Origin of the sequence: Streptomyces sp. NBC_01384, from assembly GCF_045040035.1 — a bacterium.
In the GTDB taxonomy this organism is placed as follows: Bacteria; Actinomycetota; Actinomycetes; order Streptomycetales; family Streptomycetaceae; genus Streptomyces.
The window spans coordinates 2,575,842-2,591,552 of the sequence record NZ_CP109559.1 but is presented as its reverse complement, the minus strand read 5'-3'; the positions used below and the strand labels follow the sequence as shown (position 1 = coordinate 2,591,552).

Genomic DNA, 15,711 nt, shown 5'->3' with positions numbered 1-15,711 from the left:
ATCCTGAGCACGACTGGACTGCCCGGACGTTACCCACCGGTACGGCTGTTTCGATAGGGGGTCCCGGCGAGATGTTCGCTGCGTCACACAGGCCGACGCGTCACACGGGGTGGCGCGTCACACCGGTTGGCGTTCCTTTGCGCACAGTAGTCCACGCTCTTCTTGGCATGCCAGTAACCGCAGGTCCGACCGCCTCTATTCACGTTTGCCCCACACGCCTACGCTTGATCGCCATGGCACCCACACCGGTCGGCAACCACAGGACGCGCATTCATGTGGTCAGTGACGTGCACGGCAACGCCCGTGACCTGGCCCGGGCCGGCGACGGCGCGGACGCTCTGCTCTGCCTCGGTGACCTGGTGCTGTTCCTCGACTACGCCGACCACGCGCGCGGCATCTTCCCCGACCTGTTCGGGGAGGCGAACGCGGACCGGATCGTCGAGCTGCGCACCGCCCGCCGTTTCGCGGAGGCGCGGGAGTTCGGGCGGCGGCTGTGGGCCGAGGCCGGGGTGGACCACGCCGCGGCCATCGAGACGGCGGTGCGCAAGCAGTACGCCGAGCTGTTCGCCGCGTTCCCCACGCCGACGTACGCGACGTACGGCAATGTCGACATGCCGCCGTTGTGGCCGGAGTACGCCGGACCCGGCATCACCGTCCTCGACGGTGAGCGGGCGGAGATCGGCGGCCGGGTCTTCGGTTTCGTGGGGGGAGGGCTCAGGAGCCCCATGCGGACGCCCTACGAGCTCGACGACGAGGAGTACGCGGCGAAGATCGAGGCGGTCGGCGAGGTCGACGTGCTGTGCACGCACATTCCGCCTGAGGTGCCGGAGCTGGTGTACGACACGGTGGCGCGGCGCTTCGAGCGCGGTTCCCGTGCCCTGCTGGACGCGATCCGCCGCACCCGGCCCCGTTACTCCCTCTTCGGCCACGTCCACCAGCCGCTCGCCCGCCGGATGCGGATCGGTTCGACCGAGTGCGTGAACGTCGGTCACTTCGCTTCGTCGGGCCGCCCGTGGGTCCTGGAGTGGTGAAGGTGAACCGGGTGAGGTGACCGGGTGCGGTGAACCGGGTGCGGTGAACCCCAGGTGGGGTGGCAATGGTTCGGCGGGCGCGCGGTAGCCTTCACGCTGCACACACGTGCGCACCACCCTCCCTCACCGGACCGCATCTGGAGGAGCCACGGCGATGGCGGAACACACCAGCTCGAGCATCACGATCGAGGCGGCACCGGCTGACGTCATGGCGGTCATCGCCGACTTCGCCCGCTACCCGGACTGGACCGGCGAGGTGAAGGAGGCCGAGGTGCTCGCCACGGACGAGCAGGGCCGCGCCGAGCGGGTACGCCTCGTCATGGACGCCGGTGCCATCAAGGACGACCAGACCCTGGGCTACACCTGGGCCGGTGACCACGAGGTCTCCTGGACCCTGGTCAAGTCCCAGATGCTCCGTTCCCTGGACGGCTCGTACCTCCTCAAGCCCGCGGGCGCCGGCGCCACCGAGGTCACCTACCGGCTCACGGTCGACGTCAAGATCCCCATGCTGGGCATGATCAAGCGCAAGGCCGAGAAGGTCATCATCGACCGGGCGCTGGCGGGCCTGAAGAAGCGGGTGGAGTCGGGGGAGCAGCCGGGGGAAGCGGGCTGAGGGCGCTCCGCACCCTGTTGTCCTGCCGGCCCGCATTTTCGGCCCGTCCGGCGTTCGAGGACGAGGCCGTTCAGGCCGATGGGGGGGTCTGGGGGCCCAGCCCCCAGGGATGGGAAGGGCGCCGGCGGCGGGGGCGCTCGACGCAGGTAGCGTTCACTCAATGCGCACCATCCTGATCACAGGCCAGGGCGGCACCGGCCGTACGACGATCGCGGCGGCCACCGCGCTGAAGGCCGCCCGCCAGGGCACCCGCACCCTCCTGCTCACCGCCGACCGCACCGACACCCTCGGCGCCGTACTCGGCGTGCACACCGGCGCGGAGCCCACCGAAGCCGCGCCGCACCTCACCACCTGGCGCCCCGACGCGAACGCACGCTTCCGCGAGGACCTCACTGCCTTCCAGGACCGCGCGACCACCGCCCTGGACCTGCTCGGCGCCGCCCGCCTGGACGCCGAGGAACTCACCCCCCTGCCCGGCGCCGAGGAACTCGCCCTGCTGCGCGCACTGCGCGACGCGGCGACCTCGCAGGCGTACGACCTGCTGGTCGTGGACCTCCCGCCGGCCCCGCAGGCGCTCGCCCTCCTCGCCCTCCCGGAGGAGCTGCGCCGCTATCTGCGCCGTCTGCTCCCGCCGGAGCGCCACGCGGCCCGCGCCCTGCGCCCCGTCCTCGGCCGCCTCGCGGGCGTTCCGATGCCCGCCGAGTGGCTGTACGAGACGGCGGCGCGCTGGGACATCGAGCTGGCCGCGGTGGAGGCGGTCGTCGAGGACCGCGCCACGACCGTACGGCTGGTCGCCGAGCCCGGCCCGGCCGGCACCGACGCCGTACGCGCCGCCACCACCGGCCTCGCCCTGCGCGGCCTGCGCGTCGAGGCGCTGCTCGCGAGCCGCGTGCTGCCCGCCGCCACCGCGGACACCTGGCTGGGCGCCCTCGCCGCCCAGCAGCGCAAGGCGCTGGACGACTGGCAGCAGACGTACGCCGTCCACGAGGTCCCGCACCTCGGCCGCGACCCGCGCGGCACCGACGACCTCGACGCGCTCCCCGTGCCCGGTGTCAACCCGGCGCCCACCCCGGTCGAGTGGCCTGTCGCCGACCAGCCCGCCGACGACGGCGGCGACCGGGTCCTCGTATGGCACATCCCGCTGCCCGGCGCGATACGTGAGGAACTGGACCTGGTCCGGCGGGGCGACGAACTCGTCGTCACCGTGGGGCAGTTCCGGAGAATCGTGCCGCTGCCGTCCGCCCTGCGCCGCTGCACCGTGGCCGGCGCGGCCCTGCGCGAGGGCGAACTGAGGGTGCGGTTCGCGCCGGACCCGGATCTGTGGCCGCGCGGAAAATGACCGAGTCCCCCTCTGTGGCCGAGTGGACGGTGAACCGCGTACCCCCGTTCGGGTACCGTCGAAGGGAAGAACCGTAGGCAGGAGTCCGCCATGAGCGAAGAGCGCCCCACACCCGACGCCGCTCAGCAGGAGGCGGTCGACGAAGTGCGCGCGACCGACGCCGACGCCTGGGCGAAGGCGTGCGCCGAGGACCTCGCGGCGGAGAAGGCCCGCCGCCGGGCCCAGTACGGCCCACCGCCGGGCTCGGCCGCCGAGGAACTGCGCAAGCTCGTCGACACCGTCGCCGACAAGCTGTCCGGACTGAACTCGCCACTGTTCGGCGTGGTCGCCTCGGGCACCGCCCAGCAGATGGTCAGCCAGGTCGTGCAGCAGGCCAAGGCGGTCGTCGAGCCGGTCATCGAGCGCAACCCGGATGTTTTCGACCACCTCGCGGCCGCGGGCTCCGAGCTGCTCGCCGCCTACCGCTCGGCCGTCGAGGCCCAGGAACGCCGCTGGACGACCCGGGACACGGACCCTCGCGACGAGGGAACCGGTCCGGGGGAGCGGATTGACTTGGACTAAAGACCCCTCGGGTACGGTTGGCCGTAGCGGGGCTCGACCGAAACTGAGGGATTCATGGGACTCACCATCGGCGTCGATATCGGCGGCACGAAGATCGCGGCCGGTGTGGTCGACGAGGAAGGCAATATCCTCTCGACCCACAAGGTGCCGACCCCCACCACGCCGCAGGCCATCGTGGACGCCATCGCCGCCGCCGTTGAGGGCGCGCGCGCGGGTCACGACATCGTCGGTGTCGGCATCGGTGCCGCCGGATACGTGAACCGCCAGCGCTCGACCGTTTACTTCGCGCCCAACATCGACTGGCGGCAGGAGCCGCTCAAGGCCGAGGTCGAGGCGCGCGTGGGGCTGCCGGTCGTCGTCGAGAACGACGCGAACGCGGCAGCGTGGGGCGAGTACAAGTTCGGCGCGGGCAAGGGCCACCGAAACGTCATCTGCATCACGCTGGGCACCGGCCTCGGTGGCGGCATCATCATCGGCAACAAGCTGCGCCGCGGGCACTTCGGTGTGGCCGCCGAGTTCGGCCACATCCGGATGGTGCCGGACGGTCTGCTGTGCGGCTGCGGCTCGCAGGGCTGCTGGGAGCAGTACGCCTCCGGCCGCGCCCTCGTCCGCTACGCCAAGCAGCGGGCCAACGCGACCCCCGAGCACGCGGAGATCCTGCTCGCGCTGGGCAACGGCACGCCCGACGGCATCGAGGGCAAGCACATCTCGGTGGCCGCGCGGCAGGGCGACCCGGTCGCGGTGGACTCCTACCGCGAGCTGGCCCGCTGGGCCGGCGCGGGCCTCGCCGACCTGGCCTCGCTCTTCGACCCGTCCGCCTTCATCGTCGGCGGCGGCCTCTCGGACGAGGGCGAGCTGGTTCTCGACCCCATCCGTAAGTCGTACAAGCGCTGGCTCGTCGGCGGCAACTGGCGCCCGGTGGCCGACGTGATCGCCGCCCAACTGGGCAACAAGGCCGGTCTCGTGGGCGCGGCGGACCTGGCCAGGGAGCCCGACCCGATCATGTAACCGACGTGATCACGCAGTACACACACCACCGCCCGCCGCGCCCTTCCGGGGCACGGCGGGCGCCTCTTTGGAGGCGCGGGGCTGTGACATCACGCGGCTCCGCCGCGTGGGCGCGACCAGCCGCGAACGACTCGCGGTCAGCGAACGACTCGCGGTCAGCGAACCACCCGCAGTCAGCGAACCACCCGCAGCTTCCCGTCCCTCCCCGCGCCGCGTCGACGTATCTTGATCCGCATGGCGACGACCCCGCTGCCCCACTCCCACACCGACCCCGACGGCTCCGCAGTCATCCGAGTGCTCAGCTACAACATCCGCTCCATGCGAGACGACACCGACGCCCTCGCGCGGGTCATCACCGCCTGCGCCCCCGACCTGGTCCTCGTCCAGGAAGCCCCCCGCTTCTTCCGCTGGCGCAAGAAGCTGGCCCGGCTCGCGGCCGCGTCGGGCCAGGTGATCCTCTCCGGCGGCGCGACGGCCTCCGGCCCCGCGCTGCTCTGCTCGCTCCGGGCCACCGTCGAACGCACCGAGGACGTCCTGCTGCCCCTCACCCCCGGCCTGCACCGCCGCGGCTTCGCCACCGCCGTCGTCCGCTTCGGCGGCGCCCGGCTCGGCGTGCTGAGCTGTCACCTCTCGCTCCAGAAGGACGAGCGCCGGGAGCAGGGCGGCCGGCTCCTCGACCGCCTCGCCGCCCTGGGCACCCCGCACGCCCTCGCCGGCGGCGACCTCAACGAACGCCCCGACGGCCCCACCTTCACCCGCCTGGCCACCACCCTCCAGGACGCCTGGGCCACCCGCCCCTGGGGCGCGGAACAGACCTCGACCCCCACCGAACCCCACCAGCGCATCGACGCGATCTTCACCACGAAGGGCATCGAGGTCCTGGGCTGCGGGGTCCCGCTGGGACACCCCGGCGTGACGGAGACAGACCTGAGGGCGGCCACGGACCACCTGCCCGTCCTGGCCGCCCTCAGGATCCCGGCCGCCTAAGAGATATCCCGTAATGCCTGGTGGGGCGCCCTTCCCTATGGTGGGTGCCGGGTGCTTCGTCAGGCGGTGACCTCCGGTTTCAGGTTGTGGAGCGCGGCGATGTCGGCGAGAGCGTGATCGATGCCCTCGCCGCGTCGGCGGCACTGGCGCAGGATCTGGTGGTCCTTGAGGCGTGCCAGGGTGTGCTCGGCCACCGCCCGGCGCTTCTTGAACCTTTGGTAGTTGCGGTCCTTGACGATTTTTCCGTCGGGTCCACGCTTCGGGGATCTGATTTTCCTTAGATATCCGTAGTGATTCGTCATCTGTCGGTGTCCTGCCCTGTGCGGGTTTCGTGTGTGAGTGTGTGGGTCGAATGCGTGACCCTTTCCCGGGATGGTCGTTGATCGGATGACAGCATCACGGACGGGGAGGGGGACCGGTGAGTCGGAAACTGCCGCTCGCCGGGGGCGAGACGTCCCGCACCGCCTGTGCCCGGGGCGTGCTGCGCACGGGGGTGGACGAGAATACCGGCGAACGCGCCGGCGTACCGGTCGAAGAGCGCGGCGAACTGCTCGGGCTCGTCCCGCGACCGCTCGATCACGCGGGCGGCGCTCCGTTGCGCCTAAACCGGCGCCGCTCTCACGGACGTGGTTGCTCGCCGTTGGGGTTCCTCAATTGACGGTTGCGGTGTTCGTCTTTCGTGTATGGCCGAGTACGGCTGACAGGCGAACGGCTTGTTTTCCCCGCTCCCGAACAGCGCGAGGGCCCGCCCGGAAGGTCTCCGGGCGGGCCCTGGATGCAGTGTGGCGGGCGTCAGGCGACTGTCCGTGGGACGGGCGGCGGGCTCAGACCACCGCGCCCCGCCCCGGATCGCCCTCGTCCTCGTCGTCGGACTTCATGCGGGCCACCAGGGTGGCGAAGCCGCCGAGGAAGCCGCCGATGCCGACGGTGGCGAGCCACCACGTCATGTCCCAGCCGAGGAGGACGTCCAGCAGGAGCAGGATCGGGCCGCCGATGACGGCGAGCCAGGCGAACTTGGCCGTGGTGTCGGCGGCGGGCAGCGGGGGCGGCTCCGGCGGGACGAAGTGGCCCTCGTCGTCCTCGTCGAAGTCGTCCTCGGTGGGCTCGGGTGCCTGGTAGTCGCGCGGGCCGCCGACGCCGGGCGCGAAGGCGACGGAACTGCCGAGTGGCTTTGCCGCGGCGGGCGGCTCCCCGGCCTTGTCGTCCTTGTCGCCCTTCTCGCTGTTCTCGCCTTTTTCACCCTTCGTGCCCTTCTCGGGCTTCTCGGGTGTGCCCCCGGCGTCGGGGCCGTCGTTCGTCACCGGGTCGAGCAGGGCCAGGTCCTCGATCGACTTGAACGGTTTCGCGCCGGGTGGGTCCGGCGGTTCCTCGCCGTACCCCGCGACGATGGCCTGCCATGCCGCGTCCTCGTCGAACGGCACCCTTTGCTCGTCACCGAGAGGCTCGCCGACGGGTACGTCCTTCTCGTCGGGCTCGCCGCGCTCCGCGTCGTGCTCAGCCACCAGTGGCCGTCCCTTCCTGCTGACTCACCTGGCCCGTGTCGGACCGCTTGCCGACACTGGGCGCGAGCCGGCCGATGAACGCGTAGCTCTCCTCGAAGATCCGGTCCGCGTCATGGTCCAACGTCGCCACGTGGTAGCTCTGTTCCAGCAGGATCTCTGTCACATCCGTGGACGACACCCGGCCGAGGACGCGGGCCGAGTCGGCGGGCGGCACCACATGGTCCTGGGGGCTGCGCAGCAGCAGCATCGGCTGGGTGACCTGGGGCAGCTCGCCGTCGGCCATCCGGTAGAAGTTCCGCATGGAGTGCGCCGCCTGCAGCGGAACCCGGTCGTAGCCCACCTCCGCGACGCCCTCCTTGGCGATGTCGCTCGTGATGCCGCTCACCGACCGGACGAAGTGGCGCAGCACCGGGAGGGCGTGAGCGGCCGCTCCATGCACCTTGTTCGCCGGATTGACGACGACGATGCCGCTCACCTCGTCCCCGTGCTTCGCGGCGAGCCGCAGGGTCAGCGTGCCGCCCATCGAGAGGCCGAGGACGAACACCTGGGTGCAGCGCTCCCGCAGGGCGCGCAGCTCGCGGTCCACCTCCGCGTACCAGTCCTGCCAGCCGGTGAGCTGCATGTCCTCCCAGCGCGTGCCGTGCCCGGGCAGCAGAGGCAGCGCGACGGTCAGACCGCGCTCGGCGAGATACTCCGCCCAGGGGCGCAGCGACTGCGGGGAACCGGTGAAGCCGTGGCAGAGGAGGACGCCGACCTCTCCGCCCTCGTGGCGGAACGGCTCGGCTCCAGGGAGGACCGGCACCTTCGGTCTCCTGTTCATCAGATTCATCGGACGGGTGGAAAAGAAGCGGGCGGAACGTGGACAGGACGCGACCCCGAGACTTCGAGGCGTACTTCACCGTACGCGACCGCACTGACACCGACCAGGGTCGTCGGGGCCTTTGACGGTGCATCGGGATAAGGTCTGATCGACGACACAGGAGGCATTCGGTTGATCTACGGCGCCATGAAGTTTTCCATCGGAGGACCGCTGAAGCTCGCCTTCAGGCCCTGGGTGGAAGGCCTCGAGAACATACCCGCCGAGGGCCCCGCCATCCTGGCAAGCAATCATCTGTCGTTCTCGGACTCGTTCTTCCTGCCCGCGGTCCTCGACCGCAAGGTGACCTTCATCGCGAAGGCCGAGTACTTCACGACGCCCGGCATCAAGGGCAGGATGACCGCCGCCTTCTTCAAGGGCGTCGGCCAGCTCCCGGTGGACCGCTCCGGCGCGCGCGGCGCGGGCGAGGCGGCCGTCAAGAGCGGCATCGACGTCATCGAGCGCGGTGAGCTGTTCGGCATCTACCCGGAGGGCACACGCTCGCCCGACGGGCGGCTGTACCGCGGCAAGCCGGGCGGCCTCGCGCGCGTGGCGCTCGCCACCGGTGCCCCGGTCGTCCCGGTCGCGATGATCGACACCGAGAAGATCCAGCCGCCGGGCAAGGTGATGCCCAAGCTGATGCGCCCGGGTATCCGCATAGGCAAGCCGCTCGACTTCAGCCGCTACAACGGCATGGAGCACGACCGTTTCGTGCTGCGCGCGGTGACCGACGAGGTCATGTACGAAATCATGAAGCTCTCCGGCCAGGAGTACGTCGACATCTACGCGACGGCCGCCAAGCGACAGATCGCGGAGGCGGCGAAGGCCGAGAAGCAGGTGCTCAAGGAAGCCGAACAGGCGCAGAAGGATGCCGCGAAGGCGGCCGAAGCCGAAACCGAAGAAGGACGGGCCGGCTCCTAGACGCTTGCGTCGGGGGACGGTGGGGGTGGGGGACATGGCCAAGCGCGAGAGAGTCATGAGGATGTCGGTCGAGCAGCCGCTGTGGCGTGCGCTCACCGCCTACCGCGTGCTGACGATGCTGTACGCGATCGGGCTCTTCGCCACCGCGTCCGCCAAGTTCGCCCATCCCTGGGTGGCCGTCGGGTACTACGCCGTCCTGTTCGTCTGGACACTGGCCACCCTGCCCCGGGTCGCAAACGCGGCGAGCTGCACCAAGCGCTTCCTCGCTGTCGACCTGACCATCGCGCTCACCGGCATCATGCTCACGTCCGTCGCGGACACCCACCACCGCATAGTGACCGGCGGCCCCACGCTCCCGTCGATATGGACCGCCGGCTCCGTCCTGGCGTTCGCCATCAAGGGCGGCTGGCGCTGGGCGGCCTTCGCCTCCACGCTCGTCGCGGTCGCCAACATCGTCGAGCGCGGCGCCCCCACCCGCGACACGATCCACAACGTGATCCTCGTCTGGGTCGCCTCCATCGCCATCGGATACGTCGTCGAGGTCGCCCGCGCCTCCGAACTCACCCTCGCCCGCGCCCTGGAGATCGAGGCCGCCACCCGTGAGCGCGAGCGCCTCGCCCGCGACATCCACGACGGGGTCCTGCAAGTACTCGCCATGGTGCAGCGACGGGCCTCCGCGCTCGGCGGCGAGGCCGCGGAGCTGGGCCGGATGGCGGGCGAGCAGGAGGTGGCGCTGCGCACGCTGGTCTCGGGCGGCCTGGTGCCCGTCTCCCGGGTGTCCGAGGACGCCGCGCTGGGTGCGGTCGTACGCGCCGTCGAGGAACCGGACGACGACCAGGACTCCGTGGGTCCCGTCGACCTGCGCGCGCTGCTCGCCCCGTACGCCACCGCGCGCGTGACCCTCTCCGAGCCCGGCGCCCCGGTGCTGCTCCCCCCGGCCGCCGCCCGGGAGTTGGCCGCCGCCGTCGGTGCCGCCCTGGACAATGTCCGGAGGCACGTCGGCGAGGACGCCCGGGCCTGGATCCTGATCGAGGACGAGCCGGACGAGGTGGTCGTGACCGTCCGCGACGACGGCCCGGGCATCCCGGAGGGGCGGCTCGCCCAGGCCGAGGGGGAGGGGCGGCTCGGCGTGGCCCTGTCGATCCGCGGCCGGCTGCGCGACCTCGGCGGCGCGGCCGAACTGATCTCGGTGCCGGGCCAGGGCACGGAGGTCGAGCTGAAGGTGCCGAAGGTTTCCAAGGTTTCCAAGGACTCACGGGGGAAGGCGGAGCAGCGATGACGGGGGTCACCGGCGTGGTGGGGCAGGACCCGATCAAGGTCATGGTGGTGGACGACCACCCCATGTGGCGCGACGCGGTCGCCCGCGATCTGGACGCGTCCGGCTTCGCCGTGGTCGCCACCGCGGGGGACGGCGAGCAGGCGGTGCGCCGCGCCCAGGCCGTCGCGCCCGACGTCCTGGTGCTCGATCTGAACCTGCCCGCCAAACCCGGCGTGCAGGTGTGCAAGGAGCTGGTCGGCGCCAACCCGGCCCTCCGGGTCCTCGTCCTGTCGGCGAGCGGCGAGCACGCCGACGTCCTGGAGGCGGTGAAGTCCGGCGCGACCGGCTATCTGCTGAAGTCGGCGTCCACGGAGGAGCTGATCGACGCGGTGCGCCGCACGGCCGTCGGCGACCCGGTGTTCACGCCGGGCCTCGCGGGCCTGGTCCTCGGCGAGTACCGCCGGCTGGCCTCCGAGCCCGCCCCCGCCGCGGGCGCCGACGAACCCAAGGCCCCGCAGCTCACCGACCGCGAGACCGAGGTGCTCCGCCTGGTCGCCAAGGGCCTGAGCTACAAGCAGATAGCCGAGCGCCTGGTCATCTCCCACCGTACGGTCCAGAACCATGTGCAGAACACCCTGGGCAAGCTCCAGCTCCACAACCGGGTGGAGCTGGTGCGCTACGCCATAGAGCGCGGTCTCGACGAGGCGTAAACCCTGCTTGACCCACCATCGAGTGAAGGCAGCTGATCAACACCCGCACAATTCACTGGAATTGCCCTTACCGCCCATACCGCAGTGACCTGGATCACATTAACGTGAGTTCCATCAGGCAACCGCGGTGAAGGGACTTTTCCATGCGGGTCGGAGTACTGACCGGAGGCGGCGACTGCCCCGGACTCAACGCCGTCATCCGGGGCATCGTCCGCAAGGGCGTGCAGGAGTACGGATACGACTTCGTCGGCTTCCGGGACGGCTGGCGCGGACCGCTCGAGAACGACACCGTCCGGCTGGACATCCCCGCCGTGCGCGGCATCCTGCCCCGCGGCGGCACCATCCTCGGCTCCTCGCGGACGAACCCGCTCAAGCAGGAGAACGGCATTCGCCGTATCAAGGAGAACCTCGCCAAGCAGGAGGTCGAGGCGCTCATCGCGATCGGCGGCGAGGACACGCTCGGCGTCGCCGCGCGCCTCACCGACGAGTACGGCGTGCCCGTCGTCGGCGTACCGAAGACCATCGACAACGACCTGTCCGCCACCGACTACACCTTCGGCTTCGACACCGCCGTCGGCATCGCGACCGAGGCGATCGACCGCCTGCACACCACCGCCGAGTCGCACATGCGCGTCCTCGTCTGCGAGGTGATGGGGCGTCACGCGGGCTGGATCGCCATCCACTCCGGGCTCGCGGGCGGCGCGAACGTCATCCTCATCCCCGAGCAGCGCTTCGACGTCGACCAGGTCTGCGCCTATGTGACCTCGCGGTTCAAGGCCTCGTACGCGCCGATCGTGGTCGTCGCCGAGGGCGCGATGCCCCAGGACGGCCAGATGGTCCTCAAGGACGAGTCCCTCGACTCCTTCGGCCACGTACGCCTCTCCGGGGTCGGCGAGTGGCTGGCCAAGGAGATCGAGAAGCGCACCGGCAAGGAGGCCCGCACGACGGTTCTGGGCCACATCCAGCGCGGCGGCACCCCCAGCGCCTTCGACCGCTGGCTCGCCACCCGCTTCGGGCTGCACGCCGTCGAGGCCGTCCGCGACGGCGACTTCGGCAAGATGGTCGCCCTGCGCGGCACCGACATCGTCCGCGTCCCGATCTCGGAGGCCACGGCCAAGCTGAAGACGGTCGACCCGAAGCTGTACGAGGAGGTCAGCGTCTTCTTCGGCTGACGCTGACGTTCCCCTTCCCCGCGCTTCCGCCCAAGCCCTCCAAGCCCTCCAAGCCCTCCAAGCCCTCCAATCCCCTCGATCCCGCCGACCGCACGGGCCTCCCGACACCCGTGCGGTCGGCGTACGCGGTTCTCGGGGGCGTACACACCCGCACGCCGGATCGGGGGCGCCGTCGGCCAAGCCGGCGACGCGCTCAGTACGCAACGTCCTCGACTACCGTGCCGGCCGCCGCTCGGACAACGTGCTGATGCCCCGCGGCTGACCGAGCAACTCCCGTACGACGGCGGTCCCGTTCAGCGTCAGCACCGACTCCGGATGGAACTGAACGCCCGCGAACCCCGGCCCGCGCAACGCGTGCACCTCACCGCTGTCATCGCGGCTGACCTCGACGCCATGGGCCGACAGCCCGGCCGCCGTCTCCTCGTCGCAGCGCGCCACGAAGCTGTTGTAGAAGCCGACGGTCTCGGGCCGCCCGAACAGATCGATCTCCGTCTGCGCGCCCTGGTACGGGACCTCCTTGCGCACGATCTCCAGGCCCAGCTCCGCCGCGATCAGCTCATGCCCGAGGCAGACACCGAGCACGCCGTGCTCGCGCTGCCCCCGCATCACCTCGGCGGTGAGCTCCCGCAGGAACCGCATTTTGGGATCGTTCACGTCCGAGGGGTCACCCGGGCCGGGGCCCAGCACCAGCGGCCCCTCGTGCGCCCGCACCGCCTCCCGCAGCCCCGGCGCGTCGTACCGCCGCACGGTCACCTCAAGGCCCGAGGACCGCAGCACATGCGCGAGCATCGCCGTGAAGGTGTCCTCGGCGTCCACGACCAGCGCATGCCCCTCCAGGTCGCACGCCTGCTCCTGCATCCGCAGCCAGAACGGCGCGAGCGAGGCCCGCCGCCCGTCCAGCGCCGCCCGCACCCGCGGATCGTCGGCCAGCCTCGGCCGAACGCCCTCCGCACGCGGCCCGGCTCCGACGACCCCCAGCGCCGCCAGCACCCCCGCCGCCTTCGCATGCGTCTCGGCGACCTCGCCCGCCGGATCCGATCCCCGTACGAGCGTGGCGCCGACCGGCACCCGCAGCCGACCGTCCGCGTCGATGTCGGCGGTCCGGATGAGGATGGGGGAGTCGAGGGTCTGGGCACCGCCCGCATCCCGGCCGACGAGGGCCAGCGCACCCGCGTAGTAGCCCCGGCCGCCGACCTCGTGCCGCTCGATCACCCGGCACGCGTTCTGCACCGGCGATCCCGTGACGGTCGCCGCGAACATGGTCTCCTTCAGCACCTCGCGCACATCCAGCGAGGACCGGCCCCGCAGCTCGTACTCGGTGTGCGCGAGGTGGGCCATCTCCTTCAGCCGCGGCCCGATCACCACCCCGCCCATGTCACCGACCGTGCACATCATCTTGAGCTCCTCGTCGACGACCATCGAGAGTTCCTCGATCTCCTTGCCGTCGGCGAGGAAGCCGAGCAGGTCGTCCGCGGAGGGCCCCTCGGCGGGGTAGCGGTACGTTCCGCTGATCGGGTTCATCACGACGGTCCCGCCGGACATCCGCACGTGCACCTCGGGGCTCGCCCCGACCAGCGCCCTGTCCCCGGTATGCACGACGAACGTCCAGTAAGCGCCGCGCTCGCCGATCAGCAGCCGCCGGAACAGGGCCAGGGCGTCGGCCTTCCCGAACCCCGGGATCTCGCCCTCGTACGTACGCCGGATGACGAAGTTCGCGCCCTCGCCGCGCCCGATCTCCTCCTCCAGTACACGCCCGACGATCCCGGCGTACTCCTCGTCGGCGACGTCGAAGCCCCCGCCGGTCACCCGCACGTCGTGCGTCGGCAGCTGCGCCAGCGCCTGTTCCAGCGGCAGTACGTGCGTCTCCTCAGGGGTCAGCACCGCGAGCGGGGTGCCGTCGTCGCGGACGTCGAAGCCGCGCTCGCGGATCTGGCGGTACGGGACGAGCGCGAGCCCCTCGTCGGGGAGGTCGGCGAGGCGGTCGCAGGTGCTGACCGGGCCGAGCAGCAGCTCCACGGTGTCGTGATCGTGACCGGGGGTGCGGCGGCGCAGCAGGGCGAACGGACGGGGATCGTCCAGCAGGTCGAGCAGGTTCATCGGTCCTGTTCCTTCTCTCGGAGTCCTGGATCTCGGAGAGGAACGACCTGTGTCCGCAAACACCGAAGGCCGCCCCTCGGGCGGCCTTCGCGAAGTCTTGCGTACGCGCAGTCAGTGGGCCGCCGGATGAGCGGTCCACCACCAGTTCTGGTTCGAGTGCGCGAACATGCGCCGCACCTTACCCGACGTCGGGAGTCGGGCAACAGCGTGAACCGTCCGCGCAGGGCGTTCCTAACGCTCGGTCACCGGCCATGCATGGCATGGCCCAGAAAGTCCGACCGAGGAGTGAGCCATCCACGCAGCCCGTTCACCCCAGCTTCGCCGCAGGCGCCCCCGAGCGCTCATGGTGTGCGCCGCGGCCGCGGTCCTCGCCGCCGGCCTGCCCGGCGCCGCGCGCGCCGTCGAATCCGACGACACGACCAAGGTCACGTACCGCGGCCACGAGTTCACCGTCCCCGCCTCCTGGCGGGTCGTGGACCTGGACGACGATCCCGAAGCCTGTGTCCGCTTCGACCGGCACGCCGTGTACCTCGGCACGCCCGGCGACCAGCAGCAGTGCCCGGCGAGGGCGAGGGGACGTACCGAAGCGCTCCTGATCCAGCCCTCCGCCGTCACGAGGAGCACCGCCACCGAGAACCGCACGGCCCGTATGTTCCGGGTCACCGCCGACCGGATCGCGGTGACCGCCACGTACGCGGAGGACCGTACGAGAATCCGGGGCATCCTGCGCGGCGCCGGTATGCCCGTCCCCGCCGCCCAGACCAAGCCGACGGAACCGACGGGGTCGACCGCGGGAGCGCCCGCCGCGGCGCCGCTCCCCGCCGACGCGACGTCCTACAGCGGCGAGGGCTTCGACGCCTGCACCGCGCCGGGCCAGTCGGCGATGGACGCCTGGTGGGACGACTCCGACTACGGAGCCGTCGGCGTCTACATCGGCGGGATCAACCGCGCCTGCGCCCAGTCCAAGCTCACCGCCGGGTGGCTCCGGACGCAGTACGCGAACGGCTGGCGGTTCTTCCCGCTGTACGTCGGCCGGCAGCCCTCCGCCGACGGGGGCAGCTGCGGGGGCGGCTGCGCGGCGATCACCGACCCCGTACCGCAGGGCACCGAGGCCGCCGACGACGCGGTCAAGCAGGCGACCACGCTGGGCTTCGACAAGGGCACGGTGATCTACAGCGACCTGGAGAACTACGCTCTCGGCCGCACCGTGACCACCCAGGTGCTGGACTACCTCGACGCCTACACCGAGCGCCTGCACGAGCTGGGCTACCGCTCCGGCGTGTACGGCAACACCTCGTCCCTGGTCACCGACCTGGTGGCCAACAAGAGCCGCCTCACCCTGCCCGACGTGCTCCACTTCGCCCACTGGAACGGCAAGTCGACGACCAAGGACTCGGCGATCCCCTCGGATCTGTGGGCCGACCACCAGCGCATCCACCAGTACGCGGGCGACACGACCGAGAAACACGGCGGCGTGAGGATCTCCATCGACCGCGACCGGCTCGACGTGGGCTAGTGCCCGTTCCGCCTGCTCCGGGCGGTCGCACGGCCCGTCGTACGGCCCCGTCCACGCGCCCGTCGTACGGCTGCCCGGAGCGTTCCCGATCGAGCGCGATCCGTCTCAATCGATGGGCATAGGGAAGGACCCAGTACATG

16 protein-coding genes are annotated in these 15,711 nt (G+C 71.1%); 11 read left to right on the top strand and 5 right to left on the bottom strand.

Annotated elements, in window-relative coordinates; translation table 11 throughout:
• Positions 1–233: 233 nt before the first annotated feature.
• From OG747_RS11675 to OG747_RS11650, 6 genes are all read left to right on the top strand, one after another.
• Positions 234–1,031: a metallophosphoesterase gene (locus OG747_RS11675; protein ID WP_405879248.1), complete on the top strand. Its 798-nt coding sequence runs from the start codon at positions 234–236 to the stop codon at positions 1,029–1,031.
• 154 nt (positions 1,032–1,185) lie between these two features.
• Positions 1,186–1,644 carry an SRPBCC family protein gene (locus OG747_RS11670; RefSeq protein WP_405879247.1) on the top strand — a complete coding sequence of 153 codons (459 nt, stop codon included), beginning with the start codon at positions 1,186–1,188 and terminating at the stop codon, positions 1,642–1,644.
• A 160-nt stretch (positions 1,645–1,804) separates the two neighbouring features.
• On the top strand, positions 1,805–2,983 hold the full coding sequence (locus tag OG747_RS11665; RefSeq protein ID WP_405879246.1) for an ArsA family ATPase: 1,179 nt from the start codon (positions 1,805–1,807) through the stop codon (positions 2,981–2,983).
• A gap of 90 nt (positions 2,984–3,073) precedes the next feature.
• Entirely contained in the window at positions 3,074–3,544 is a 471-nt protein-coding gene (locus OG747_RS11660; protein ID WP_405879245.1) for a DUF5304 domain-containing protein, read from the top strand.
• A 54-nt stretch (positions 3,545–3,598) separates the two neighbouring features.
• Positions 3,599–4,552 carry an ROK family glucokinase gene (locus OG747_RS11655; protein ID WP_405879244.1) on the top strand — a complete coding sequence of 318 codons (954 nt, stop codon included), beginning with the start codon at positions 3,599–3,601 and terminating at the stop codon, positions 4,550–4,552.
• A 234-nt stretch (positions 4,553–4,786) separates the two neighbouring features.
• A complete protein-coding gene (locus OG747_RS11650) occupies positions 4,787–5,539 on the top strand; it encodes an endonuclease/exonuclease/phosphatase family protein (protein ID WP_405879243.1) in 753 nt (250 codons plus the stop codon).
• A gap of 59 nt (positions 5,540–5,598) precedes the next feature.
• Here OG747_RS11650 and OG747_RS11645 read toward each other — a convergent pair whose 3' ends face one another.
• The 3 genes from OG747_RS11645 to OG747_RS11635 all read right to left on the bottom strand — a co-directional run bounded on the left by OG747_RS11645 (position 5,599) and on the right by OG747_RS11635 (position 7,843).
• Positions 5,599–5,841 (bottom strand): hypothetical protein, encoded by a 243-nt coding sequence (locus tag OG747_RS11645; protein ID WP_405879242.1) that lies wholly within the window; start codon positions 5,839–5,841, stop codon positions 5,599–5,601.
• Positions 5,842–6,363: 522 nt separating this feature from the next.
• Positions 6,364–7,041 carry a hypothetical protein gene (locus OG747_RS11640; protein WP_405879241.1) on the bottom strand — a complete coding sequence of 226 codons (678 nt, stop codon included), beginning with the start codon at positions 7,039–7,041 and terminating at the stop codon, positions 6,364–6,366.
• A complete protein-coding gene (locus OG747_RS11635; RefSeq protein ID WP_405885510.1) occupies positions 7,034–7,843 on the bottom strand; it encodes an alpha/beta hydrolase in 810 nt (269 codons plus the stop codon). Before OG747_RS11635 ends, OG747_RS11640 begins: the two co-directional genes overlap by 8 nt.
• A 204-nt stretch (positions 7,844–8,047) precedes the next feature.
• Between OG747_RS11635 and OG747_RS11630 the strand changes: the two genes are divergently transcribed.
• From OG747_RS11630 to OG747_RS11615, 4 genes are all read left to right on the top strand, one after another.
• Entirely contained in the window at positions 8,048–8,818 is a 771-nt protein-coding gene (locus OG747_RS11630; protein ID WP_405879240.1) for a lysophospholipid acyltransferase family protein, read from the top strand.
• Between the two features lie 34 nt (positions 8,819–8,852).
• On the top strand, positions 8,853–10,097 hold the full coding sequence (gene macS / locus OG747_RS11625) for a MacS family sensor histidine kinase (protein WP_405879238.1): 1,245 nt from the start codon (positions 8,853–8,855) through the stop codon (positions 10,095–10,097).
• 41 nt (positions 10,098–10,138) lie between these two features.
• Positions 10,139–10,786, top strand: a complete 648-nt coding sequence (locus OG747_RS11620; RefSeq protein ID WP_405885509.1) for a response regulator — start codon at positions 10,139–10,141, stop codon at positions 10,784–10,786.
• Positions 10,787–10,929: 143 nt separating this feature from the next.
• Positions 10,930–11,958: a 6-phosphofructokinase gene (locus OG747_RS11615; protein WP_405879237.1), complete on the top strand. Its 1,029-nt coding sequence runs from the start codon at positions 10,930–10,932 to the stop codon at positions 11,956–11,958.
• Positions 11,959–12,171: 213 nt separating this feature from the next.
• Here OG747_RS11615 and OG747_RS11610 read toward each other — a convergent pair whose 3' ends face one another.
• Positions 12,172–14,055: an anthranilate synthase family protein gene (locus OG747_RS11610; RefSeq protein ID WP_405879235.1), complete on the bottom strand. Its 1,884-nt coding sequence runs from the start codon at positions 14,053–14,055 to the stop codon at positions 12,172–12,174.
• Positions 14,056–14,166: 111 nt separating this feature from the next.
• Complete coding sequence (locus OG747_RS11605; RefSeq protein WP_101392327.1) at positions 14,167–14,223, bottom strand: trp operon leader peptide; 57 nt, start codon at positions 14,221–14,223, stop codon at positions 14,167–14,169.
• 175 nt (positions 14,224–14,398) lie between these two features.
• Between OG747_RS11605 and OG747_RS11600 the strand changes: the two genes are divergently transcribed.
• Positions 14,399–15,571, top strand: a complete 1,173-nt coding sequence (locus OG747_RS11600; protein WP_405879234.1) for a glycoside hydrolase domain-containing protein — start codon at positions 14,399–14,401, stop codon at positions 15,569–15,571.
• Positions 15,572–15,711 lie beyond the last annotated feature (140 nt).

Bases quoted from the DNA above. Each gene is read 5' to 3' on its own strand.
- OG747_RS11675 (WP_405879248.1), top strand. From the start codon at position 234: ATGGCACCCACACCGGTCGGCAACCACAGGACGCGCATTCATGTGGTC.
- OG747_RS11670 (WP_405879247.1), top strand. From the start codon at position 1,186: ATGGCGGAACACACCAGCTCGAGCATCACGATCGAGGCGGCACCGGCT.
- OG747_RS11665 (WP_405879246.1), top strand. From the start codon at position 1,805: ATGCGCACCATCCTGATCACAGGCCAGGGCGGCACCGGCCGTACGACG.
- OG747_RS11660 (WP_405879245.1), top strand. From the start codon at position 3,074: ATGAGCGAAGAGCGCCCCACACCCGACGCCGCTCAGCAGGAGGCGGTC.
- OG747_RS11655 (WP_405879244.1), top strand. From the start codon at position 3,599: ATGGGACTCACCATCGGCGTCGATATCGGCGGCACGAAGATCGCGGCC.
- OG747_RS11650 (WP_405879243.1), top strand. From the start codon at position 4,787: ATGGCGACGACCCCGCTGCCCCACTCCCACACCGACCCCGACGGCTCC.
- OG747_RS11645 (WP_405879242.1), bottom strand. From the start codon at position 5,841: ATGACGAATCACTACGGATATCTAAGGAAAATCAGATCCCCGAAGCGT.
- OG747_RS11630 (WP_405879240.1), top strand. From the start codon at position 8,048: ATGAAGTTTTCCATCGGAGGACCGCTGAAGCTCGCCTTCAGGCCCTGG.
- macS (WP_405879238.1), top strand. From the start codon at position 8,853: ATGGCCAAGCGCGAGAGAGTCATGAGGATGTCGGTCGAGCAGCCGCTG.
- OG747_RS11620 (WP_405885509.1), top strand. From the start codon at position 10,139: ATGGTGGTGGACGACCACCCCATGTGGCGCGACGCGGTCGCCCGCGAT.
- OG747_RS11615 (WP_405879237.1), top strand. From the start codon at position 10,930: ATGCGGGTCGGAGTACTGACCGGAGGCGGCGACTGCCCCGGACTCAAC.
- OG747_RS11610 (WP_405879235.1), bottom strand. From the start codon at position 14,055: ATGAACCTGCTCGACCTGCTGGACGATCCCCGTCCGTTCGCCCTGCTG.
- OG747_RS11600 (WP_405879234.1), top strand. From the start codon at position 14,399: ATGGTGTGCGCCGCGGCCGCGGTCCTCGCCGCCGGCCTGCCCGGCGCC.